Raw genomic sequence first — 21,277 nt, forward strand, 5'->3', positions numbered from 1 at the left:
CGATTTCGCCCGCAACCGGCTTACGCACTCACTCGAGGTCGCGCAGGTCGGCCGCGAGCTTGCCACGAGCCTTGGCCTCGAACCGGACGTCGTCGACACCGCGTGCCTCGCGCACGACCTCGGCCACCCGCCGTTCGGCCACAACGGCGAGAAGGCCCTCTCCGAATGGGCCGACGACATCGGCGGCTTCGAGGGCAACGCGCAGTCGCTGCGCCTGCTGACCCGCCTGGAGCCGAAGACCTTCGGGCCGGAGAGCGTCCCGTACGGCTTGAACCTGACCCGGGCGAGCCTCGACGCGAGCTGCAAGTACCCCTGGGGACCCGAGGATGCGGTCGGTGACCCGAGCGGCCGTGCGAAGTTCGGCTACTACCCGGAGGATGCCGAGGCCTTCGTGTGGCTGCGGCGGGGGGCGCCCGACAAGCGGCGCTGCATCGAGGCGCAGGTCATGGACCTCGCCGACGACATCGCCTACTCGGTGCACGACTTCGAGGACGCGGTCGTCGCCGGGAGCGTCGACCTCGCGGCGCTCAGGTCCAACGCCGCGCAGCGCGACGTGGTGGGCGCGATGTACGCCTGGGTCGGCGGCGCGTTCGACCAGGACGAGCTCGTCGAGGCGCTCCACCGGCTGCGGGCGATGGAGCCGTGGATCCTCGAGTGGGACGGCTCACGCCGGGCCCACGGCGCCCTCAAGAACCTCACGAGTCAGCTCATCGGCCGGTTCGCCGGCGCTGCGACGCAGGCCACCAAGCGCGCCAACCCGGCCGCCGCCCTCGTGCGGTTCGGCGCCGACGTCGAGGTGCCGCGCGGGATCCAGGCCGAGATCGCCGCCCTGAAGGGCGTCGTCGCCGCGTTCGTCATGGCGCACAACACCCGGCAGCCCGTCTACGTCCAGCAGCGCGAGCTGCTGCAGGACCTCGCCGACGGCCTGCACACCGAGCCAGAGCGGATGGATGCGGCCTTCCGCACCGACTGGCGTCTCGCCGAGGACGATCGCGCGCGCAAGCGCGTCGTCGTCGACCAGGTGGCGAGCCTCACCGATCAGTCCGCGCTCGCCTGGCACGCCCGGCTGAAGGCGTGATCCGAGCGCGTCGCATCCCGGACGCCGCGGGCATCCAGCTCGAGGCGGTCCTCCTCGCGGGCGGCCTCCGCGCCCTGCTGCTGCAGCTCGCGCATCCGGCGATCGGGCACGGCGTGGCGCAGCACAGCGACTTCGCCGCCGATCCGCTCGCGCGTCTGCGCGGCACCCTCCTCTACGTCTACGTGATCGCCGCGGGCGACGAGACCACCGCAGGGGCGGTCACCCGTCGGATCGACCGGCTCCACGCCCGGGTCATCAGCGCCCCGGACGCAGCGGTCCACTACGACGCCGCGGACGCCGACCTGCAGTTCTGGGTGACGGCGACCATCGCGGACACGGCGCTCCGCATCGCCGACGCGGTGTGGGGGCCGCTGCCGGAACCCCTCGGCGACGAGCTGCTGGCTCGGCTCGGCCGCATCGGCGGGGAGCTCGGTCTGCCCGCCCACCGGTGGCCCCGCACTCGCCGCGCGTTCGATGCCGCGTTCGCCGCGGCCGCGGTCGATCTCCGACTCGATTCGGTGACCCGCCGCGTCGTCGAGGACCTGTTCGCCGCCCGAGGGGCACCCCGCTGGGTCCGGCTCGCCCTGCCGTTCCTCGTCGCCGCGACGCTGCCGACGCTGCCCTCCCTGCGATCCGCCCTCGAGCCGCTGCGCGCGGTCCGTGTGCCCGACCCGACCCCGCTCCTCCGCCCGCTCGTGCCGCTCTACCGCGCCCTGCCGGTGCGGATCCGCCGGTTGCCGGCGACCCGCCTGCTCACCCTCGCGCGGCGCCGTGCGACGACCCCGCGGCGACCCGGCCGGGCCGTCGCCGAAACCTAGACTCTGCACATGGCCGGCCGCATCCGCTCGAGTGACATCGAGGAGGTCCGGGCGCGCACCAACATCGCCGACATCATCGGCGAGCAGGTCACCCTGAAGACGGCGGGCGTCGGTGCGCTGAAAGGGCTCTGCCCCTTCCACGACGAGCGCAGCCCCAGCTTCAACGTCCGCCCCGGCGTCGGCCGGTTCCACTGCTTCGGCTGCGGCGAGAGCGGCGACGTCTACGCCTTCCTGATGAAGCTCGACCACGTCACCTTCGTGGAGGCGGCCGAGCGGCTCGCGGCCCGCATCGGCTACCGCCTCACGTACGAGGACGGCGGCCCTGCGCAGGACACGACGAACCGGGTGCGACTGCTCGACGCGAACCGCGTCGCCGCCGAGTTCTTCGTCGAGCAGCTTCCGACCGCCGCCGCCGAGCCGGGACAGCGGTTCCTCACCGAACGCGGGTTCGACGCCGAGGCCGCCGCTCGGTTCGGGGTCGGCTGGGCGCCGAAGTCGTGGGACGCGCTCACGAAGCACCTCCGTGGTCGCGGATTCACCGACGCCGAGCTCCAGGGCGCGGGCCTCGTCTCGAGCGGTGACCGGGGGATCTACGACCGGTTCCGTGGTCGCCTCGTGTGGCCGATCCGGGATCTCACGGGAGCGACCGTCGGCTTCGGAGCCCGGCGACTGCTCGAGGACGACCCCGGGCCGAAGTACCTGAACACCCCGGAGACCGCCGTCTACCACAAGGCGCAGGTGCTCTACGGGCTCGACCTCGCCAAGCGCGACATCAGCCGCAGCCGCCGGGTCGTCGTGGTCGAGGGCTACACGGACGTCATGGCGTGCCACGTCGCGGGGGAGCCGACCGCCGTTGCGACCTGTGGCACGTCGTTCGGCGTCGACCACATCAAGATCCTCCGCCGGGTGCTCGGCGACGACTCGGCCGCGCTCGGCGAGGTGATCTTCACCTTCGATCCGGATGCGGCCGGGCAGAAGGCGGCCGTGCGCGCGTTCGCGGAGGAGCAGCGCTTCACGGCGCAGACGTTCGTCGCGGTCGGCGCCGACGGCCTCGACCCCTGCGACCTGCGGGTCCAGCGCGGCGACGAGGCCGTGCGGCAGATGCTCGAGACGAAGAAGCCGATGTTCGAGTACATGCTGCGCCAGGTGCTCGCCGGGCACGACCTCGACACCGTCGAGGGACGGGCGGCCGCCCTGCGCAACGCGTCGCCGATCGTCGCCGACATCCGCGACGCCACCGTCCGCCCCGGGTACGTGCGGGAGCTCGCCCGCTGGCTGGGCATGGACCTGACGGAGGTGTCGCGGGCCGTCGCGAAAGCGGGCCGGCGGGGGCCGTCGGAACGGAGCAGCACGCAGCATCGGCCGGCTGCCGCCGCCGAGGCGCGTGAGCCGGAGGCGCCGGCACCGAAGCCCGTCACGCTTCGCGACCTGCCGAACGACCCCGCGACCCGGCTCGAGCGCGAGGCGCTGATGATGATCGTGCAGGTGCCGCACCTCGTCGGCGGAGACCTGATCCATCGCGCCATCGACGCCGGGTTCTCCAACCGCGTGCTCGCGACGGTGCGGGACTCGATCAAGGTGCAGCGCGACGCCCTCGGCGGCGCGGGCTGGCTGGACCGGCTCGTGGCCGGCGTGCCTGCGCCGGTCGCCCCGGTCGTCGAGGAGCTCGCGTTCCTGCAGCTGCCCGTGCGGCCCGAGCAGGAGGAGCAGCTGACCCGCACCGCCCGATCGACCGTCGCCGCCCTCGTCGACCGTCACCTCCTCCGCCAGAAGGCCGACCTCGTGCGCCAGCTGCAGCGCACCGAGGGGGCGGCCGACGCGGAGCGGCTGCGCGACCTCCGACGGCGGCTCGTCGGCGTCGAGGCCGACCGTCGTATGCTCCGCGGCGCATGACGCCCCGGAAACCAGGGGCGGTTCCCGCGCACGGCTGAGGTGCCGTCGGTACACTCGCACGCTCCAGGGGGTGCTGCAGTGGCCGGAAGCGGAGACGTCGTGGTCGCCGCGAGCGACCTCTCGATCGACTACCCGGCCGGTCGGGGTCGCGGGCGGTTCACGGCGGTGCGCGGCGTGACGTTCCGGATCTCGCGCGGCGAGCTCTTCGGGATCGTGGGCGAGAACGGTGCGGGCAAGTCGACGCTGGCCCGGATGATCGCCGGTCGTGGCGGTCTCGCCGAGGAGGGCGGCACCGTCATCTCGGGCGGCGGCCTCACCGTGCTCGGCACGCCGGTGCGCAAGCTCGGGGAGCGCGGCCGCCGTCGGCTGTCGGCCGAGGTCGGCTACCTCCCGCAGCAGGCGTTCCGCACGCTCGACCGGCGCAGCACCGTCGCCGAGAACGTCGCGGAGCCGCTGTTCGAGCGCGATCGAGGCTTCGACCGTCGCGAGGCCGGCCGCCGCTCCGCGGAGATCGTCGACGCGGTGCAGCTGCCGTGGTCGACGCTCGCCCAGTACCCGCACGAACTGACGACCGGCCAGCTGCAGCGGGTCGCGATCGCCCGCTCGCTGATCCTCGAGCCGGCGCTCTGGGTCGCCGACGAGCCGACCGGCGGAGCCGACCTGCCGGTGCGCGCCCCTGTGCTCGACACGCTGCTCGAGCTCCAGAGCGAGCGGGACTTCACGGCGCTGATCGTCAGTCACGACGCGGCCGTCATGTCGCGGCTCACCGACAGGGTCGCCGTCATGCACGGCGGGATCATCGTCGGTCTCGGCGCGCTCGACGACGTGCTCGCCAGCCCGAGCCATCCGTACGTGCAGGGCCTCCGCGACGACTATGTGCTCCGAACCGGCCCGATCTCGTTGCCGTAGCGCCGGTGAGACGCAGCGCCTCATCGCAGCCTGCGAGGAACGCTTCGGATCCCGCAAGCCGCCTCCAGGGCTCCGCACGGGCACGGCCGCTTGTCTCGTCGTCGTCCAGTGCTGTGGACGGGGTGCAGGACGGGGCCTCGCGACGATCCGAACACGTCGCGGGGCCCCGGGCCGCCGCTGGGCCGATACCGCGCACTAGCGTGGCGGGGGTGTCGGAACGGGCGGTGAGCTTCGGTGCTGCGGCCGCGGCCTACGAACACTTCCGCCCCGGCTATCCGCTCGAGCTCGTCGACGAGGTGCTGGCATACGCCGACCGGCCCGTCCGGACGGCCCTCGAGATCGGTGCCGGGACCGGCAAGGCCACCCGCGTCTTCGCCGCGAGCGGCGTCGCCGTCACCGCGACGGATCCGGACGTGGCCATGCTGGCCGAGCTGCGTCGACAGGTGCCCGACGTGGCGGACACCATCGCCGTGCCGTTCGAGGACGTGCCGCTCGACAGGCCCTACGACCTCGTGTTCGCGGCCGCGTCCCTGCACTGGACGCGTTCGAAAGGCCGCTGGGACCGGGTCGCCGCGCTGCTCGGTGCCGGCGGCGTCTTCGCCTCCTTCGGCGGCCCCACGAGGCTCGCCGACCCCTCCCTCGCGGAGGCGGTCCGGACCGCGCGGGCGCCGTTCCTCCGCACCGACGACGTGCCCTCGCCCGATCGGACGCCGGTCGACGCGCCGATGCAGTGGCCGGGCACCGAGCTCGTCGCCGAGGACCGCTTCCGCGACATCCGCCATTCGACCCTGGAGCGGCGTGAGCGGATCACCGCGGCCGGGTACCTGGGGCTGCTGTCGACGATCTCCGCCTACCTCGTGCTGCCCGACGAGGACCGGCGCGCGGCGTTCGCGTCGATCCTGCGGGTGCTCCCCGGCGAGCTCGACCTGGACTCGGACATCACGCTGCACCTCGCTCGCCTGGCCTGAAGCGACGGTGCGCCGGCGTCAGGCCAGCAGCCGATCCCGTGCGGCCAGCACGCCGAACACCGACGTCGCCACCATGAGCGAGGCGGCCAGACCGAGCGGCAGGTTCCACGCGCCGCTCGCGTCGTGGAGGAGCCCGAACGCCGCGGGCGCGCCGGCCGCCAGCAGGTAGCCGACCGACTGTGCCATGCCCGAGAGCGCGGCGGCCTGGTCGGGGGTGCGCGTCCGCAGGCTGAACAGCGAGAGGGCGAGGACGATCGTCGAGCCGCAGCCGAGTCCGCCGGCGATCGTCCAGACGAGGTCCGCCTGCGGCAGGAGCAGCAGCCCGGCGAAGGCGGTCACGCACAGCAGGCCGCCCGTCAGGCCGACCACCCGCTGGTCCCGCACGCGGTGCGCGACCGCCGCCGTCGCGAGGTTGCCCACGACCGACACGATCTGGAGGAGGAAGAGGTCCCAGCCGGCGGCCTCGGCGGTCACGCCCCGGGACTCGAGGATGCTCGGCAGCCACGCGATGAGCACGAAGTACGGGATCGACTGCAGACCCATGAAGAGCGTCACCTGCCAGCCCAGCGCGGAGCGCCACGGAGACCGGCCCGTCCTGGTGCTCGAGGCCACGGTGGCCGGGACGGCCCGGGCCCGGAGCCGGGGAGCGAGGACGGCCAGCGCGATGAGCGCCATCCCGGCCCAGACGCCGAGGGCAATCCGCCAGGAGGAGGACGCGTCGGCGATCGGGACCACGACGCCTGCCGCCAGCGCGGCCACCGTCGACTGCACCGCCGAGTAGACGCCGGTGACCTGCGCGACGCGGTCGGGGAAGTCGCGCTTGACGAGGGACGGAAGGAGCACGTTCACGAGCGCGATGCCGACGCCGAGCGCCGCCGTCCCGAGCCACGGGCCGCCGCCCCACGGCAGCGACCGCACCACGATGCCGGCGGCGGTCAGCAGGAGGGCCAGCCAGAGGGACCGATCGAGGCCGACCGCCCTGGCGACGGCCGGGGCGAGGGGGGAGAAGGCGGCGAACGCGAGCAGCGGCAGGCCGGTCAGCAGGCCCGCGGCCGCCGCGCTGAGATGGAGATCGCCGCGCACGAGCCCGAGCACCGGTCCGACGGCCGTGAGCGCCGCGCGCAGGTTGACCGCGATCAGCAGCACGCCGATCAGGGCGACGGCGGTGCGGGGGCCGGCGCCGATCGTCCGCGGCGCGATGCTCACCGCACGACCGCGGATGCGTGGATCGCCACCGAGCGTGCGCCGGAGCATGGGAAGCATCGCTGATCAGGAATTCCGCTTGACGTCGCGCAGGGTCGGGAGAAGCCGGACCGGCCGGGGAAGGGGCGACCATCATGACACGACCGCGCCGCCCACCGGCCGGAGGAGATCGATGAGTAGGCGCTTCAGCGAGCGACGGCGGCTGCACCGGGACCGATGGAGACGGGCGCGCGCGTTCGCCGAGAAGGTCCGGTGCACGGATACAGGGACCCGTGCACCGGACGGATGGGGTGCGCTCCGACGCTCAGTCGAAGGCGATCGAGCGGTAGCGGCTGCGGATGTCGGCCCGGTCGCGGCCGGTGATGGCGAGGTAGCTGACGAGGACGAGGATCGCGGCCAGGAAGAGACCGCTGGTCGCGGTCGTGCCGAGACCCAGCCCACCGTCGGCGCGCGCCTGGGACAGGAAGTCGCCGAGAGACGCGCCGAGCGGGCGCGTGAGGATGTAGGCGAGCCAGAACGCCGCGATCGCGTTCAGGCGAAGGACCTGGTGCGCGGCGAAGATCGCGACGATGGCGCCGGCGAAGATCAGCGCGGACGGCAGGTAGCCGAGCGCGAGCTTCTCGGCGGCGAGGTCACCGGCGGAGGTGCCGAGCGCGAAGGTGAACAGGATCGCCAGCCAGTAGAACGCCTCCCGGCGGGTGGTCGTGATGCTGTGGATGGACAGCGTTCGCTCGACCGCGAACCACACGGCGAAGACGACGGCGAGCACGATCGAGAACAGCACGGTCGTCGTGATCAGGGGGACGCCGAAGTTGTCGGTGAGGTTGTCGGTGATCAGGGTGCCGACGACGCTGAGGAGCACGACGGCGAGCCAGTACACCGCGGCGCGGTACCGGCGGGAGCGGAACTGCACGACGAGCACGATCGCGAGCAGTGCCCCCATGAAGGCGGTGGTGCCGGTGAGACCCCAGTTCAGGTTCGTGCCGAGGAAGTCGGCGACGGTCTCGCCGACGGTGGTGCAGAGCACCTTGATCACCCAGAAGAAGACGGTGACCTCGGGCACCTTGTTCAGCATCGATCGGCCGGTGGCAGCGGTCGCGCGCGAGCGCGTGGCGGTTGTCATGTTCCCGAGACTTCCGACCACGCCCTGATCCGGCACTGATTCCTGGCTGCGGTGTGTCGTCACCTCCGCTCAGTGCACGAAGCGGCGGACTTCGGGCGCCCGCGAGTCGACCGGTCCCCATGACGAGCGACGAGGAGGATGAGCCGGCGAAGCGGCAGTCCATCGGATCTCGACTGCGGCCCGGGCCTGGAGGAGACCGATGTTCCGGATCACGAAGCCCGACTACGGCGTGCCGCTCTCGATCCGTCTGGTCCCGCCGGCCGGCCTGCATCGACGGTGCCAGACGTTCGAAGCAGCTCTGATCGCCGCATCCGCGACATGGTGCCGACGAAAGGGATCGGCGGGGAACTCCGCCCTGGGGAACTGATCCCCGTCCCGCTGGACGGCGGATCATAGCCGAGTTCGGTGGAAGGAATCCGAATCCTCGAATCCTCGAAGACTGGACCGTAGGGCCCTCTTATCGGGGCCGCGCCGCGGCGAGACGGCGCGCCGCCTCGGTCGTCGACTCGTCGAGTTCTCGCAACGACGCGGAACCGAGACGTCGCTCGAGCGCTACGGAGATGAGTCGATCCGCGATGGAGGGGTTCTTCGGGAGCAGCGCACCGTGCAGATACGTGCCGATGACGTTGTCCCGGCGCGCCCCTTCGGTGCCGTCCGATCCGTTGTTTCCGGCGCCGCGACTCACGCGAGCGAGCGGCTGCGCCTCAGGTCCGAGTGTCGTCCGTCCACTGTGGTTCTCGTAGCCGATCACATCGCCGAACTCGGCGCTGCGAGCCACCACGTTGCCGATCAGTCGATCTGCACCAGCGACGGTCTCCACGTCGAGCACGCCGATCCCTTCGAGGACCTGACCCCCACCGGAGCGGAAGACGTGCCCGAACATCTGGTAGAGCCCGCAGACGAGGAGCATCGGGAGGCCGTCGTCTGCCATCGCCCGAAGCTCCGGCCCTCGCGCGAGGAGGTCCGCTTCGACGAGGACCTGTCCGCTGTCCTGTCCGCCTCCGCCGACGAGAATGTCCCCACTGATCGGGAGGGGGTCGCCCCGGTGCACCTCGTGGACCTCAGCTCGGTAGCCGCGCCACTCCAGCCTGCGGAACAACGTGAGCACGTTTCCGTGGTCGCCGTAGATGTTCATGTCCCGCGGGTAGAGGTGCACGATGCGGATCGGGTCGGTCATCGATCGATCCCTTCGAGCGGTGTCATGGCGGCGAGGAGGCGCCGAAGCTGCAGCATCGCCGTGTACGTGCAGTAGATGCGGAGCGGACGTCCACCGGCCAGAGCGAGCGCCCGGTCCAGCGCTCGCCGGAGGTCGGACTCCACGTGTGCGACCGGCACATCGTCGTAGCGCAGACGGAGCGCCATCTCTGCGGCTCGAGTGCCCGTCACCAGGTCCACACCGGGGTGGCGGAGCGAGCCGAAGTCCACGTCCCACAGCCACGAGACGTCGCGGCTGTCGTTGTCGTGATCATTGATGGCGATCACGGTCGCGCAGTCGGCGGCGTCGAACGACTGGATCGCGAGCCGGAAGCCCGCCGGATTCTTGACGAGGACCAGCTCCACCGCCGTTCCATGGACCTCGATCGTCTCGCCCCGCCCGAAGGCCGGCGTCACCGCCGACAGGGTGCGGAGAAGCTCCGTGTCCTCGACGCCGTCGCCGAGGACGGCCCGGACCAGCGCGATGGCGGCGGCCGCGTTCACCATGTTGTAGCTGCCGCGCAGACGCAGATCCACGGCGTGGGATGTGCCGTCGAAGTCGAATGTGGCCCGGGCGCTGTCGATCGCTGTGAGCAGGACGTCGGCGTCGTGAACCGCTTGGTGCTGCTGTTCCCGGCCGTGCATCTCGTCGTCCCCGGGGAAGCGGCCGGCGAGTGAAGCGCCGACGCCGAAGAACCTGACCGGTGTGTGCGGGAGTGACGCGGCGATCGCGGCGATTCGGCGGTCGTCCCGGTTCAGGACGACCGCTCCGGTCGTCCGAGCTGCGATGGCCTGGAGAAGCTCCGCCGTGTGGTCGATCTCACCGAATCGATCGAGCTGGTCCCGAAGCACGTTGAGGAGCAGAGCGAATCGGGGCGGGACGGCGTCGGCGAAGAGGACTCCGTGTGCTTCGTCGAGCTCGAGGACGGCCACGTCGGCGTCGAGCCGTCCGAGCAGATCGACCCGACCCAGCAATGCGGAGACCACCCCTCGGGAGTAGTTGCTCCCGCTCGGGTTCGTGAACACGGCGAGGCCCTGACCCCGCAGCAGCTCGGTGACCACCCTCGTCGTGGTGGTCTTGCCGTTGGTTCCGGAGATCACGACGACCCCGTACGGCAGCTGAGCCAGCGCGCGAGCGGCGAAATCGCGATCGAGATGCTCGACGATCAACCCGGGAAACGCCGTTCCGCCGCCGCGCAACCGGGTCAGGAAGCGGGCGCCTCGTCCGATCAGCACAGTCGCCGCGTTCCGCAGGGGACGCTTCGGCAGCGGATGCGGCCGGCGGACGGTCGCGTCGGAGGGACGGCCGGGCGCGTCAGTGACTCGGGTCACTTCGCCTCCTCTCGGTTCGGCGGGTGGTAGCGAGGCGGCACTGGCCACGGATACAGACGGTAGGGACCGACGGCGCAAGAAGCGGCTGAGGTACTGCCACCGCACTCGAACTCGCCGGTGGTTGATAGGAGATTCGTAGGACTGCATCGAGACCCACCGGCGCGAATCAGGGCGACCCGGACCGGTGCGGTACCGAAGCGACGCGACGCGAACGGAACTCGCTCCTCCCGAACAAGGCCGGAGTGAAGACGAACCCGGCCGCCGCCGAGGCCGGCCAGCAAGGCTCGCGCCCACCACCGCCGTGATCCTGCTGCGCGGAGAGACCGACCGCTCGCAGCGTCGCGGCGCTCAGGGGTCCCGCGAGGGCCGGAACACCACCCGGCTGTAGAGCGTGTAGTTCCAGATGAGCCCGACCGCGATGGCGCACACCTTCGCAATCAGCGGAACGAGCGCCTCCGAACCCGAGAGCGGGCTCTCGAGCCAGTGGGTGACGGCCACGATCACCACCGGTTGAAGCAGCCACAACCCCGTTCCCGTCACCAGCAGGAACAGCAGGAGCCGACGCCTTCGGCGGACGGGCGCCCCGGGCAGCGGTCTGAAGGTGAAGCGGTGATTCGCCACGTAGCTGAAGGCCATGCCTGCGGACGTCGAGATGAAGTTCGCAGCGAGGATCTGCAAGCCGACCTGTCGCAGCAGCAGATACGTGGCCAGATCGATCAGCGTGTTGAGCATCCCGACGAGCGCGAAACGGTATGCGCTCCGAGGAAGTCCTCTCCAACCCGACCTGCCGATCACTCGCGCCTGTCGGGCGGCGTCATCGGTGAGACCGTATCGCTCAGCATCATCGCGACCGTGTACAGCGGTCGGTGCTGCACCTCGACGTAGGTGCGGCCGACATAGCTGCCCAGCACCCCGAGCATGATCAGTTGGATTCCGCCGAGCAGGAACATCGCCACGGTGACGAACGCCCACCCGGGAACGGCGTCCTGCGGAGCAAGGAATCGCACGGCGAGCACGTACAGCACCCCGACGAAGGACAGCGCCGAGATGGCGAAGCCCAGTCTGCTGATCAGATGCAGCGGCACTGTGGAGAAGCCGACGACCCCGTCCACCGCAAGCCGGAACATCTTGCGCAACGAGTAGCCGGTGACGCCCGAGAACCGGGCGTCGCGGTCGAAGAGCACGGCCTCCTGGCGGAAGCCGACATAACTCACAAGCCCCCGCAGGAACCGGTGGTGCTCCGGGTAGCGCCGGAGTTCCAGCACGACCCGCCGGTCGAGCAGACGGAAATCCCCGACATCACGCGGGATCTCGATCGACGCGAGCCGGCTCAGGAGCCAGTAGAAGGCGTGCGCACTCGCCCGTTTGAACGCACCGTCCTTCCGGGTCCGACGTTGCGCATACGCGACGTCGACTCCGCTCTCCCAGCGCGACACGAGCTCGAGACTCACCGCGGGCGGGTCCTGAAGGTCGGTGTCCATCACGATGACCGCGTCGCCGTCGGCGTGGTCGAGCCCCGCGGTGACGGCGACCTGATGGCCGAAATTGCGCGAGAAGCTCATCACCGTCACCCGCGGGTCGACGGCCCGAAGGTCGATGAGTCGATCGAGCGAATCATCCCGGCTGCCGTCGTCCACGAAGAAGAACTCCAGGTGGTATCGCGGCTCGAGCTCTCCCGCCGCCGCCGTGAGCCGACGGTAGAACTCCTCGATGCCGCGCGATTCGTTGAACACAGGGAGAACGAAGGTGATCCGCTGCCGGTCGATGTCGCTCATGTGGTAAGAGCCTGGCATCCGAGCGAGCCCTCGCATCGCCCTCCCTCCGGACTGATGAGGCGGCGAGCAGGAAGCGGACAGCGAGCCCCTCCGCGGACCGCGTCCGCTGCTGACGGAGCACGTGCACCCCGCGGGCCATCGAGGGGTCAGTCACGCCGAAGCACGACCAGCGACCCGATCACCCTCTCCGGCCGGTAGTGCGCCTTGAAGTACGCGATCAGCGGCAGGTTCGCCGCGTAGAGCGAACTCGGGCTCCGCTCCATCACGACGTACTTCGCGCGGCTCCGCTCCATGTCGCTCATGAAGATCCGGTCGAGCCCGAAGCCGTAGTGGTCCCGATCGTCGAGGAGGAGCACGCTCGCTGACACGAAGCGGCTCCCTGACCGGCGGTGAGCCAGGATGTACATCGTCGCACCGTAGCGATAGTCGAAGATCGTGTCCGTGGCGGTGGTGTGCCCGCGGATGTAATCGGCGACCTGCGTGTTCAGATCCGCGAGCGCCCGGTCCGGGCCGGTGATCGAGTTCTGCAGCTGCTTCAGAGAGACGCCGTATGAGGCGATCGCCGTCGCGATCAGCACGCCGGCGGTCGTACGGCGCAGGGCCGGCCCCGCGGAACGCAGCCTCGTCATGCCGTACGCGAGCACGATCACGATGAACGGCATGAAGATCAGCTGGTAGTACGGGTAGAAGGTGCCCACGGTGGAGAACAGCACGATGCCGGCCGTGAACGACATGCCGACGATCTGATAGGCGACGTTCGTCCGCTGCGATCGCAGGTCCTTCAGGAACAGCGCGAAGAAAAACAGGGCCGGGATCAGCATGAGCGCGCTGATGATGAAAAGGGCCGGGTCGGCGCTGACCTTGCCCGCCCACGCGCTGCCGGCGTACTTGGCGCTGAAGGTGAAGCATGCTACGTACGCATCGCGCAGCGTCCCCCGGGACCAGAAGTACGTGATCCAGGCGAGCACCTGCAGGGTGAATGGCGCGAGGAACACGATCGACTCGAGGGCGAGGCGATGCGGCGAGCGCCGGTTGTGCAGCAGCACCAGCACCCCGATCGGTACGACGAGGAGAAGGTAGTTCTCTTTGAGAACGAACAAGAAGGAGAAGCACAGCCCTGCGATGGCGAGCTGCCACAGGTTCCCGGTCCTTCGGAATGCGAGGTACGCCAGCCACATCGCGAGAAGGAAGATCAACCCATATGCCTCCGTGTCGTTTCCGCTCGCCGTGAACTGCGAGAGGTTGCGGAAGAACACGTAGAGCACCAGGGCGACCTTCTCCAGGGTGCTCGGCCTCCAGATCGTGTCGAGGTCGCTGATGAGTGGTCTGATCAGCCTCCTCAGCAGCAGGGCGAACAGCGCGATGTCGACGACGGTCAGCGCGGTGAGCCAGATCCGATGGAGCACGAGGTCGTCGCCCAGGGCGAGCGACATGAGCCCGTTGAACAGGAACACCAGGGGTGGCTTGTGATCCCAGGCCGCGACATAGAGGTCACCGCCTTGCAGCCATGCTCGGCCGACGTAGAAGAACCACCAGTGGTCGCTGTCGAAGGGATAGCCCCACGTCGCCACACGAGCCAGCGCGAAGACGAGACCGAGCAGCACCCAGAAGCGCCATGCTCGGTCGACCGGCGGTCTCAGCGGGCTTGCGACGGCCATCCGGCCAGGCTAACGACGGCACCCGTCGCACCGGCGGGCTCCCTGGTGCCCCGCTGCGTGACGTCGGGCGACGACCAGGTCGTCTGCAGTCGTGGGCTGCGGAGAACCTGAGCGAAGAGGACGGGAGGCGCCGTTCCTCGTCGTCCCCCGAGGAGCGGGTCGTAGCGTCGTGCATATGCGAGTCACACGTCGTGAGCTCCTGGCCATGACGCCGGCAGTGGCCGTCCTCGGTCTCGCGGGTTGTTCCTCTGCAACCTCGCCACAGCCAGGGAACGCCTCGCCTGCGGCCCCCTCCACGGCACCGGCCAGCAGTCCGCCGCCCACCCGAACCGCATCACCGCCCCTCTTCGACAAGACCGCCCATTCGATCGACGATCCCCGGAGCGTGTGGGTGGTCGTCGACAAGCGCCGATCGCTCAAGCCCCTGACCTTCGTCCCGCCGGACCTCGTCGCGCCGCAGGTCCGCCACACGAACGCGCCGCTTCTTCGGAAGGAGGCAGCGGCAGCGGTGGAGCGCATGTTCGCCGGCGCCGCGGCTCAGGGGGTGCGGCTCGTCTCGACGAGCGCGTACCGGTCCTACGACGCGCAGAAGCAGGTGTTCGCAGCGGACACCGCACAGGGGGGCGCCGCGTACGCGAACACCATCGACATGCGACCGGGCTACAGCGAGCACCAGACCGGGTGGGCCATCGACATCGGTTCGTCGACGAGACCCGCCGTCGATTTCGATGTCCGCATGGCCGACACGCCTGAAGGCAAGTGGCTCGCGACCAACGCATGGCAGTACGGCTTCCATCTGAGCTATCCGAAGGGCCGCGAGTCGATGACCGGCATCCTCTATGAGCCGTGGCACTTCCGTTACGTGGCAGTGGCACTGGCCACCGAGCTGCACCGCACCGGCGCCCAGACTCTTCAGGAGTTCTTCGGCCTCCCCGCCTCACCAAACTACGGGTGACGAGACCTCCGCGCACACCTCGAGGCCCGGGCGGCGCAGTGGCTGCTCGACCTGGCGAGCGATCAGAGCTCGCCGGCTTCAGGCACCGCTCTCGGCAGGGCTGCCGCGCTTCACGCCTGGCCGTGGAGGTCGGGACAGCTGGACCATCGACGGGCAGCGGATCGCCGAGAGCGTCGCGGAAAGGACCCCACCCGCAGCGCCGGCAGTGGCGGAGCGAGGTGCTATCACCTGATGAACAAGGGGCCTTTGCTCCCCGACTTGGACTCGAACCAAGAACCTGCCGGTTAACAGCCGGCTGCTCTGCCAATTGAGCTATCGAGGATCACGGACGCCGAACGCCGCCACAACAGTGTAGCGGACCGCGCGCGCCGCGCTCCGGTTCCGCGGGCGGGGCGCGACGGCTCCTTAGACTCCCGGCATGCTTCCCCCATCCATCCCGGGCGTCTGGGGCCTCGCCGCGACGGGCGTGCTCGCCCTGCTCGCGGTGGTCTTCCTCGTGCTCTGGCTGCGGTCGAGCGCGAAGCTGCGGCGATCTCGCCGCGAGCTCGCGGACGACGACACGGAGTTCGCCCGGCTCGAGCTCTCGGTCGCGGATCAGAGCGGCCGGCTGCGGATCATCCGCGAGCTGCACGACCTGGCCGTGCACCGCGTCTCGGCGATGATCGCGCAGGCGGACGGCGCGCGGTACGCGGGAGCGTCGGACCCGACCGCCGCCGTGCGCGCCGCCCACGCCATCGCGGAGACCGGCCGTGCCACGCTCGCCGACATGCGCCGCGTGATGACGCTCGTGCGGGAGAGCGAGGCGGAGGCCCTGCCGCAGCCGCGGCTGAAGTCGACGCGTGAGCTGCTGAAGGTCATGCGGGACGCCGGCCTGCAGGTGCAGTTCGAGGAGGCGGGGGAGCCGTACGACCTCAACTCGGGCGCCGAGCTCGCCGTCTACCGGATCCTGCAGGAGGCGCTGAGCAACTGCCTGAAGTACGGCGGTGACGGCACCGAGGTGCGGGTGGCGTTCACCTGGACCGCCAACGGCCTCGCGGTGCGGGTCGACGACAACGGCTTCCGCAACGCGGTGCTGCGGCGGGGGCTCGGCGCGGACGAGACGGCCGAGGAGCTCGCCTACACGGTGGAGGAGGACCTGAAGGCCCTCACGCAGGAGGTCACCGGCCGCGGCATCACCGAGATGCGCGCGAGGGCCGAGCTCTTCGGCGGCATCGTCACCGCGAACGAGGTGCCGGGCGTCGGCTTCTCGATCGCGGCGACGTTCCCCACCATCCGCTTCCACAACGGCGTTCACGGCGTCGACCTGACCAGGCGGTGACGGCCGAGGCGCCCGTGCGGGTGCTGCTCGCCGACGCGGAGCCGTTGCAGCGGTCCGGATGGCGGCTCGCGATCGACTCGCAGGACGACCTCGAGGTCGTCGCCGAGGTGGGGGACGGGGTGCAGGCCGTGGCGCTCCTGCGTCGGGTACCGGTCGACGTCGCCGTGCTGGACGTGCGCCTGCCGAGGATGAGCGGTGTGCAGGTGGCGGAGCGGGTGCCGGAGGATGCGCGGATCCGGCTCGTGCAGCGCAGGCCGCCCACGCGGGTCGTGCTCGTGAGCGCCGTCGACCTCGATCACTGGGAGGCGGGCCGGGACCTCGGGGTGGACGCCGTGCTGCCGAAGGACGTCGACCCGGAGCGGCTGTTCGCGGAGATCCGTGCTGCCGCCTCGCTCCGCCGCGCCGCAGACTGACCGGCTGGCGCAGCAGCAGTGCGCCCCGCGCGCACCGGAACGGGCGTTCCCGCTGCGTGGACGTGGATCGGGTCCGTTGGTCCTCAGGCGAGCAGCGCAGCGCGCTCGGGGTGCGCGTCGAACCAGTCGGCGACGTACCAGCACATCGGCCGGACGCGCTTGCCCGCCCGCTCCACGTCGTCGACGGCGTGCTCGACGATCTCGGCCGCGAGTCCGCGCCCGCGGAACGGCGGATTGGTGAAGGTGCGCGTCATCGAGACGACGGCTCCGCTGTCCGCGTAGTCGAGCGCGCAGACGATCTGCCCGTCGATCCGGCCGACGTAGCGGTTGCGCCCGGGCTCGTGCTCGATCTCCATCGTCCTACGCCTCCAGGTCGTCGACCCCCGGCAGCCAGCTGCTGCCGGGCTTGCCCCACCGGTTCGACGCGATGACCTTGCGGGCCCGGCGGCCGTGCAGGAAGTCGAGCCGGTCGACGTAGAGCACGCCGTCGAGGTGATCGTTCTCGTGCTGGAGGATGCGGGCGAACCAGCCCGAGGCGTCGAGCTCCACCGGCTGCTGCTCGAGGTCGACCGCGGTCAGGCGCGCGCGGGCGGCGCGGCGCAGCGGGAAGCGCTCGCCGGGCACCGAGAGGCAGCCCTCCGCCTCGGACTCCTCGTCCGCCTCGCCGATCGGCGTGGGGCTCACCCACAGCTGCGGGTTGATCGCGACGCCCCGCCGGGGACCGGCGGGGTCGTGGTCGTAGGAGTAGACGAAGAGGCGCAGCGGCACCCCGACCTGCGGCGCGGCGAGGCCGACGCCGGGCGCCCTGTCCATCGTCTCGAACATGTCGGCGACGAGCGTGCGGAGGGTGTCGTCGAACTCGGTGGCCTCGCGCGCGGGAGCGTGCAGCACGGGGTCACCGGTGATGCGGATGGGCAGCACCGTCATGGAGCGGTCCTCTTCGCGGCAGGGAACGGGACGATGCCAGCGTATCGACCGGCCGCCCGACGCCCGCTGCGGATACAGTTCCCCCGTGCCGCCCGCCGACCCGCAGCTCGCGACATCCGCCGTGCACCTGGTCGTGTCACTGAACTCGGCCCAGGCCGTCGGCATCCCGATCGCGCTCGTCGGCGCGGTCTTCCTCAGCCTCGGCGCGCAGTTCCAGTCGCGCGGTGTGACGAAGGTGGAGGAGCGGCGGTCGACCCTCGACGCGAACGGGCTGCTGCGGGTGCACGCGGAGGGGCTGGGCCTCGGGGAGCTGACGGCGCTGATCCGCCGGCCCTCCTGGGTGATCGGCACGGTGCTGCTGGCCCTCGCGATCGTGCTGCAGCTGACCAGCCTGCGGTTCGCGCCGCTGATCGTCGTGCAGCCGCTCGGCGCGATCGCCCTCGTCGTCACGGCGGTGCTGAACTCCCGCGTCACCCACACGCACGTGAACCGACTGGTGATCAGGGCGATCGCGCTCTGCGTCGGCGGTGTCGCCGTCTTCGTGACGATCGCCGCCTTCGTCGCGACCGACGCCCCCATCAGCGACACGGAGCTCGTGACGATCATCGAGCTGCTCGCAGGCGTCGTCGTCCTGTTCGGAGTCCTCTACGTGATCTACCGCAAGCGGATGACGCCGATCGCCTACATCATCGGGGCCGGTGTGCTCTACGGCTTCGTCGCGACGATCGCGAAGACGGTGATCAACCGGGTGCTGCAGTCGCAGTTCGACCTGCTGACGATGGTCTGCCTGCTCGGGCTCCTCGTGGCGGGCGGCGGCGGCCTCTACCTCGTGCAGACCGCCTACTCCGTCGGGCCCCCGGATCTCGTGATCGCGGGGCTGACCGTCGTCGACCCGCTGGTGGCGGTCGGCATCGGTGTCGTGGTGCTCGGCGAGGCGTCGCAGGCTCCCTGGTGGGCGCCGATCGCGTTCGTGCTGACCGGGCTCGTCGCGGTGTTCGGGGTCTTCCAGCTCGCGCGGCACCATCCGCAGCTCGCCCAGGAGCCCGATCCCGCCCGCTGACCGGCGCGCCGGTCCCCGCGCCAGGGCGTTTCTCGGCATGCGCTACCGTCGAGCACGGTCCGGGAGCATCGACCCGATACCGGGCCGACCACCGTCGAGGGGATCCGCCATCACGAACGCGACGGACGCGCATCGTCCCGAAGGCGAGCAGAAGCTCACCATCCTCATGGGCGGCGACACGTTCGCCCCCGACGTGAACGGTGCCGCCAACTTCAGCCTGCGGCTCGCGGCGGGCCTCGCGTCCCGAGGGCACGACCTGCACATCATCGCCCAGTCGCACGACGGCCGGCAGGGCGCGTTCCCCGAGGAGCACCTCGGCCAGACGCTCACCGTGCACCGGCTGAAGAGCTTCCGCTGGCCGCTCCACGACTGGCTGCGCGCCGTGTACCCCTGGGCGATCCACGGGCACGCCCGCCGCATCATCAAGGAGGTCCGGCCGGACGTCGCGCACGCGCAGTCGCACATGCTGATCGGGCGCGGCGTGATCACGGAGGCGGCGAGGGCTGACGTGCCGCTCGTCGTCACGAACCACTTCATGCCCGAGAACCTCATCGAGCACACGCCGCTGCCGCGGTTCGTCTGGCCGCTCGCGATCGCGCTCGCCTGGAAGGACGTCGCCCGGCTCTACCGCAAGGCGAACTCGCTCACCACGCCGACGAAGCGTGCGGCCGCCTACCTCGAGTCGAAGACCGGGCTCCGGCACGTGCATGCGATCTCGTGCGGCATCCGGATGAGCGACTACACGCCCGACTTCACGCCGAAGGCCGACCGGCGGATCGTCTTCTGCGGCCGGGTGACCGGCGAGAAGATGCTGCCGGACCTCATCGAGGCCGTCTCCCGCCTGCCGCGCGAACTCGACGCCCAGCTCGACATCGTGGGCGACGGCGACCAGCGGCACCACCTGGAGCGGCTGGCAGCGAAGCTGGGCGTCGGCGATCGGGTGCATTTCCCGGGCCGCGTGAGCGACGAGGGCCTACGCGCGATCCTCACGCGAGCGACCGTCTTCGCGATGCCTTCGACGGCGGAGCTGCAGTCGATCGCCACGATGGAGGGCATGGCCTCCGGGCTGCCCGTCGTCGCGGCCGACGCGATGGCGCTGCCCCACCTCGTGCGGGACGGCGAGAACGGCTACCTGTTCCCGCCCCGCGACATCGCGGCGCTCGCGGACCGCCTCGAGCGGGTGCTCACCATGCCGAACGAGGAGCGGCAGGTCATGCAGCGCGCCTCGCTGCGACTGCTCGAGCCGCACGACATCGACACCACCATCACCGTCTTCGAGCGGCTGTACCGCGGCGAGGACGTCACCGACCCGGTCACCGACGTGCCGCCCCTCTCCGCGAAGCTCCGCGACCAGTTCCGGTCACTCGCGCGGCGGGCCAAGAGCGCCATCTCGGACTGACGGATCCGGTGCCGGCATGACGGCGGGACGCGTGCGGCACAGGGCGGTGCGGGCCGTCGCCCTGGCCGGCGGCGTGCTGCTGCTCGCGGGGTGCGCCGCGAAGCCGCCCACCTCGTCCTACACGCCGCACATCACGGTCGCCCCGGCGGCGACCGCCGCCCCGAGTCCCAGCCCGACGTCCACGCCCAGCCCCACCGCGACGACGGCCGGCGACGCCGCCGCGGTGGTCGAGGGGATGAGCGTCGAGCAGCAGGCGGGGACGGTGCTGATGACGGCGGGCACGGTCGACGAGCTGCCCGGACTCGCGGCGCTGGTGCGGGACGGAGCCGTCGGCGGTGTGATGATCCGCGGCCGCAGCAGCGCCGGTGTCGACGCCGTCGCTGCCGCCGTGCGCACGGTGACCACGGCCGCCGACCCGTCCGTGCCGCTGCTCGTCGCCACCGATGAGGAGGGCGGCGAGGTGCAGGTGCTGAGCGGGCCCGGGTTCGGCGCGATCCCCTCGGCCGTCGATCAGGCCGGCGAGTCGCCGACCGCGCTCACGGCCGCCACGGAGCGCTGGGGCAGGGCACTCGCCGACGCCGGCGTGAACCTGGATCTCGCTCCCGTGGCCGACACCCCCTGCACCGCGAACCTGCACGACAACCCGCCGGTCGCGGACCTCCGCCGCAACTACGGCACCGACCCGGTAGCCGCCGCCCGGTCGGTCGCCGCCGTCGTGCGCGGCCTCGCCGCGACCGGCATCGGCGCCACCGTGAAGCACTTCCCCGGGCTGGGCTGCGTCAGCCAGAACACCGACACCGACGCGCACGTCGTCGACGACGCCATCACGGTCGACTCCGCGCGGCTCGCGCCGTTCAGCGCGGGGATGACCGCCGGCGCCCGCGCGGTGATGGTGTCGAGCGCGATCTACGACCGGATCGACGGATCCCGGCCGGCGCTGTTCTCGACGATCGTGATCGGCGGCCTCCTGCGCGGGCGGCTCGGCTTCCGCGGGATGGTGATGTCCGACGACGTCGGGGCAGCGGCGGCGCTGGCGGCGTGGACGCCCGGTCAGCGGGCGACGAGGTTCGTCGCTGCCGGCGGGGACCTGCTGCTCGACATCGTTCCCGACCACATCCCGGCGGAACGGGCCGCGCTCGTCGCCGCGGCAGCCGCGGACCCGGCGTTCGCGACGAAGCTCCGGGCGGCGGCGGTGCAGGTGGTGGCCGCGCGACTGGGCGTCGGCCGATAGCGCGACCGCGGTCCGCATCCGGG

At 71.1% G+C, this 21,277-nt stretch carries 20 protein-coding genes and 1 tRNA gene; 11 read left to right on the forward strand and 10 right to left on the reverse strand.

Going from position 1 to position 21,277, the window contains the following annotated elements:
- The 5 genes from JWQ92_RS15915 to JWQ92_RS15935 all read left to right on the forward strand — a co-directional run.
- Positions 1 to 1,078: deoxyguanosinetriphosphate triphosphohydrolase (locus JWQ92_RS15915; RefSeq protein ID WP_297345443.1), on the forward strand; the 1,078-nt coding region annotated here is incomplete at its 5' end.
- Positions 1,075 to 1,896 (forward strand): oxygenase MpaB family protein, encoded by an 822-nt coding sequence (locus JWQ92_RS15920; protein WP_297345444.1) that lies wholly within the window; start codon positions 1,075 to 1,077, stop codon positions 1,894 to 1,896. The genes JWQ92_RS15915 and JWQ92_RS15920, both read left to right, overlap by 4 nt.
- Positions 1,897 to 1,905: 9 nt before the next feature.
- Positions 1,906 to 3,789, forward strand: a complete 1,884-nt coding sequence (gene dnaG / locus JWQ92_RS15925) for a DNA primase (RefSeq protein WP_297345445.1) — start codon at positions 1,906 to 1,908, stop codon at positions 3,787 to 3,789.
- Positions 3,790 to 3,867: 78 nt separating this feature from the next.
- A complete protein-coding gene (locus JWQ92_RS15930) occupies positions 3,868 to 4,698 on the forward strand; it encodes an ATP-binding cassette domain-containing protein (RefSeq protein WP_297345446.1) in 831 nt (276 codons plus the stop codon).
- Positions 4,699 to 4,907: 209 nt separating this feature from the next.
- Positions 4,908 to 5,666 (forward strand): trans-aconitate 2-methyltransferase, encoded by a 759-nt coding sequence (locus JWQ92_RS15935; RefSeq protein WP_297345447.1) that lies wholly within the window; start codon positions 4,908 to 4,910, stop codon positions 5,664 to 5,666.
- 18 nt (positions 5,667 to 5,684) lie between these two features.
- Here JWQ92_RS15935 and JWQ92_RS15940 read toward each other — a convergent pair whose 3' ends face one another.
- The 7 genes from JWQ92_RS15940 to JWQ92_RS15970 form a co-directional block, all read right to left on the reverse strand.
- The gene (locus JWQ92_RS15940) at positions 5,685 to 6,920 is read right to left on the reverse strand and encodes an MFS transporter (protein WP_297345448.1); all 1,236 of its coding nucleotides are present in this window, start codon (positions 6,918 to 6,920) and stop codon (positions 5,685 to 5,687) included.
- Between the two features lie 253 nt (positions 6,921 to 7,173).
- Positions 7,174 to 7,992: a hypothetical protein gene (locus JWQ92_RS15945; RefSeq protein WP_297345449.1), complete on the reverse strand. Its 819-nt coding sequence runs from the start codon at positions 7,990 to 7,992 to the stop codon at positions 7,174 to 7,176.
- 457 nt (positions 7,993 to 8,449) lie between these two features.
- A complete protein-coding gene (locus tag JWQ92_RS15950; RefSeq protein ID WP_297345450.1) occupies positions 8,450 to 9,169 on the reverse strand; it encodes a glutamine amidotransferase in 720 nt (239 codons plus the stop codon).
- Complete coding sequence (locus JWQ92_RS15955; protein ID WP_297345470.1) at positions 9,166 to 10,440, reverse strand: Mur ligase family protein; 1,275 nt, start codon at positions 10,438 to 10,440, stop codon at positions 9,166 to 9,168. Before JWQ92_RS15955 ends, JWQ92_RS15950 begins: the two co-directional genes overlap by 4 nt.
- A gap of 426 nt (positions 10,441 to 10,866) precedes the next feature.
- Positions 10,867 to 11,313 (reverse strand): GtrA family protein, encoded by a 447-nt coding sequence (locus tag JWQ92_RS15960; RefSeq protein ID WP_297345451.1) that lies wholly within the window; start codon positions 11,311 to 11,313, stop codon positions 10,867 to 10,869.
- On the reverse strand, positions 11,310 to 12,293 hold the full coding sequence (locus JWQ92_RS15965; RefSeq protein ID WP_297345452.1) for a glycosyltransferase family 2 protein: 984 nt from the start codon (positions 12,291 to 12,293) through the stop codon (positions 11,310 to 11,312). The genes JWQ92_RS15960 and JWQ92_RS15965 overlap by 4 nt, the downstream gene beginning before the upstream one ends.
- 146 nt (positions 12,294 to 12,439) lie before the next feature.
- A complete protein-coding gene (locus tag JWQ92_RS15970) occupies positions 12,440 to 13,951 on the reverse strand; it encodes a hypothetical protein (protein WP_297345453.1) in 1,512 nt (503 codons plus the stop codon).
- Positions 13,952 to 14,342: 391 nt separating this feature from the next.
- On the opposite strand from JWQ92_RS15970, the gene JWQ92_RS15975 reads away from it, so the two are divergent.
- Positions 14,343 to 14,906 carry a D-alanyl-D-alanine carboxypeptidase family protein gene (locus tag JWQ92_RS15975; protein ID WP_297345454.1) on the forward strand — a complete coding sequence of 188 codons (564 nt, stop codon included), beginning with the start codon at positions 14,343 to 14,345 and terminating at the stop codon, positions 14,904 to 14,906.
- Positions 14,907 to 15,155: 249 nt separating this feature from the next.
- Here JWQ92_RS15975 and JWQ92_RS15980 read toward each other — a convergent pair.
- A tRNA-Asn gene (locus JWQ92_RS15980) sits at positions 15,156 to 15,228 on the reverse strand.
- Positions 15,229 to 15,324: 96 nt separating this feature from the next.
- On the opposite strand from JWQ92_RS15980, the gene JWQ92_RS15985 reads away from it, so the two are divergent.
- Positions 15,325 to 16,224, forward strand: a complete 900-nt coding sequence (locus tag JWQ92_RS15985) for a histidine kinase (protein WP_297345455.1) — start codon at positions 15,325 to 15,327, stop codon at positions 16,222 to 16,224.
- A complete protein-coding gene (locus JWQ92_RS15990; RefSeq protein WP_297345456.1) occupies positions 16,221 to 16,637 on the forward strand; it encodes a response regulator transcription factor in 417 nt (138 codons plus the stop codon). The genes JWQ92_RS15985 and JWQ92_RS15990 overlap by 4 nt, the downstream gene beginning before the upstream one ends.
- Positions 16,638 to 16,720: 83 nt before the next feature.
- On the opposite strand, the gene JWQ92_RS15995 is transcribed toward JWQ92_RS15990, so the two are convergent.
- A complete protein-coding gene (locus JWQ92_RS15995; RefSeq protein ID WP_297345457.1) occupies positions 16,721 to 16,993 on the reverse strand; it encodes a GNAT family N-acetyltransferase in 273 nt (90 codons plus the stop codon).
- Positions 16,994 to 16,997: 4 nt separating this feature from the next.
- Positions 16,998 to 17,564, reverse strand: a complete 567-nt coding sequence (def, locus tag JWQ92_RS16000; protein ID WP_297345458.1) for a peptide deformylase — start codon at positions 17,562 to 17,564, stop codon at positions 16,998 to 17,000.
- An 85-nt stretch (positions 17,565 to 17,649) separates the two neighbouring features.
- On the opposite strand from def, the gene JWQ92_RS16005 reads away from it, so the two are divergent.
- From JWQ92_RS16005 to JWQ92_RS16015, 3 genes are all read left to right on the forward strand, one after another.
- Positions 17,650 to 18,624 (forward strand): DMT family transporter, encoded by a 975-nt coding sequence (locus tag JWQ92_RS16005; RefSeq protein ID WP_297345459.1) that lies wholly within the window; start codon positions 17,650 to 17,652, stop codon positions 18,622 to 18,624.
- Between the two features lie 166 nt (positions 18,625 to 18,790).
- Positions 18,791 to 20,023, forward strand: a complete 1,233-nt coding sequence (locus tag JWQ92_RS16010; RefSeq protein ID WP_297345460.1) for a glycosyltransferase — start codon at positions 18,791 to 18,793, stop codon at positions 20,021 to 20,023.
- 16 nt (positions 20,024 to 20,039) lie between these two features.
- Positions 20,040 to 21,254 (forward strand): glycoside hydrolase family 3 N-terminal domain-containing protein, encoded by a 1,215-nt coding sequence (locus JWQ92_RS16015; protein ID WP_297345461.1) that lies wholly within the window; start codon positions 20,040 to 20,042, stop codon positions 21,252 to 21,254.
- The last annotated feature ends 23 nt before the right edge of the window (positions 21,255 to 21,277 follow it).

Source organism: Amnibacterium sp. (genome assembly GCF_025463795.1).
Classification (GTDB): Bacteria; Actinomycetota; Actinomycetes; order Actinomycetales; family Microbacteriaceae; genus Amnibacterium.

What these genes read in the sequence shown, in the direction of transcription:
- dnaG (WP_297345445.1), top strand. Translation starts at nt 1,906, where the DNA reads ATGGCCGGCCGCATCCGCTCGAGTGACATCGAGGAGGTCCGGGCGCGC.
- JWQ92_RS15940 (WP_297345448.1), bottom strand. Translation starts at nt 6,920, where the DNA reads ATGCTCCGGCGCACGCTCGGTGGCGATCCACGCATCCGCGGTCGTGCG.
- JWQ92_RS15945 (WP_297345449.1), bottom strand. Translation starts at nt 7,992, where the DNA reads ATGACAACCGCCACGCGCTCGCGCGCGACCGCTGCCACCGGCCGATCG.
- JWQ92_RS15950 (WP_297345450.1), bottom strand. Translation starts at nt 9,169, where the DNA reads ATGACCGACCCGATCCGCATCGTGCACCTCTACCCGCGGGACATGAAC.
- JWQ92_RS15965 (WP_297345452.1), bottom strand. Translation starts at nt 12,293, where the DNA reads ATGAGCGACATCGACCGGCAGCGGATCACCTTCGTTCTCCCTGTGTTC.
- JWQ92_RS15970 (WP_297345453.1), bottom strand. Translation starts at nt 13,951, where the DNA reads ATGGCCGTCGCAAGCCCGCTGAGACCGCCGGTCGACCGAGCATGGCGC.
- JWQ92_RS15985 (WP_297345455.1), top strand. Translation starts at nt 15,325, where the DNA reads ATGCTTCCCCCATCCATCCCGGGCGTCTGGGGCCTCGCCGCGACGGGC.
- JWQ92_RS15995 (WP_297345457.1), bottom strand. Translation starts at nt 16,993, where the DNA reads ATGGAGATCGAGCACGAGCCCGGGCGCAACCGCTACGTCGGCCGGATC.
- def (WP_297345458.1), bottom strand. Translation starts at nt 17,564, where the DNA reads ATGACGGTGCTGCCCATCCGCATCACCGGTGACCCCGTGCTGCACGCT.
- JWQ92_RS16010 (WP_297345460.1), top strand. Translation starts at nt 18,791, where the DNA reads ATGGGCGGCGACACGTTCGCCCCCGACGTGAACGGTGCCGCCAACTTC.
- JWQ92_RS16015 (WP_297345461.1), top strand. Translation starts at nt 20,040, where the DNA reads ATGACGGCGGGACGCGTGCGGCACAGGGCGGTGCGGGCCGTCGCCCTG.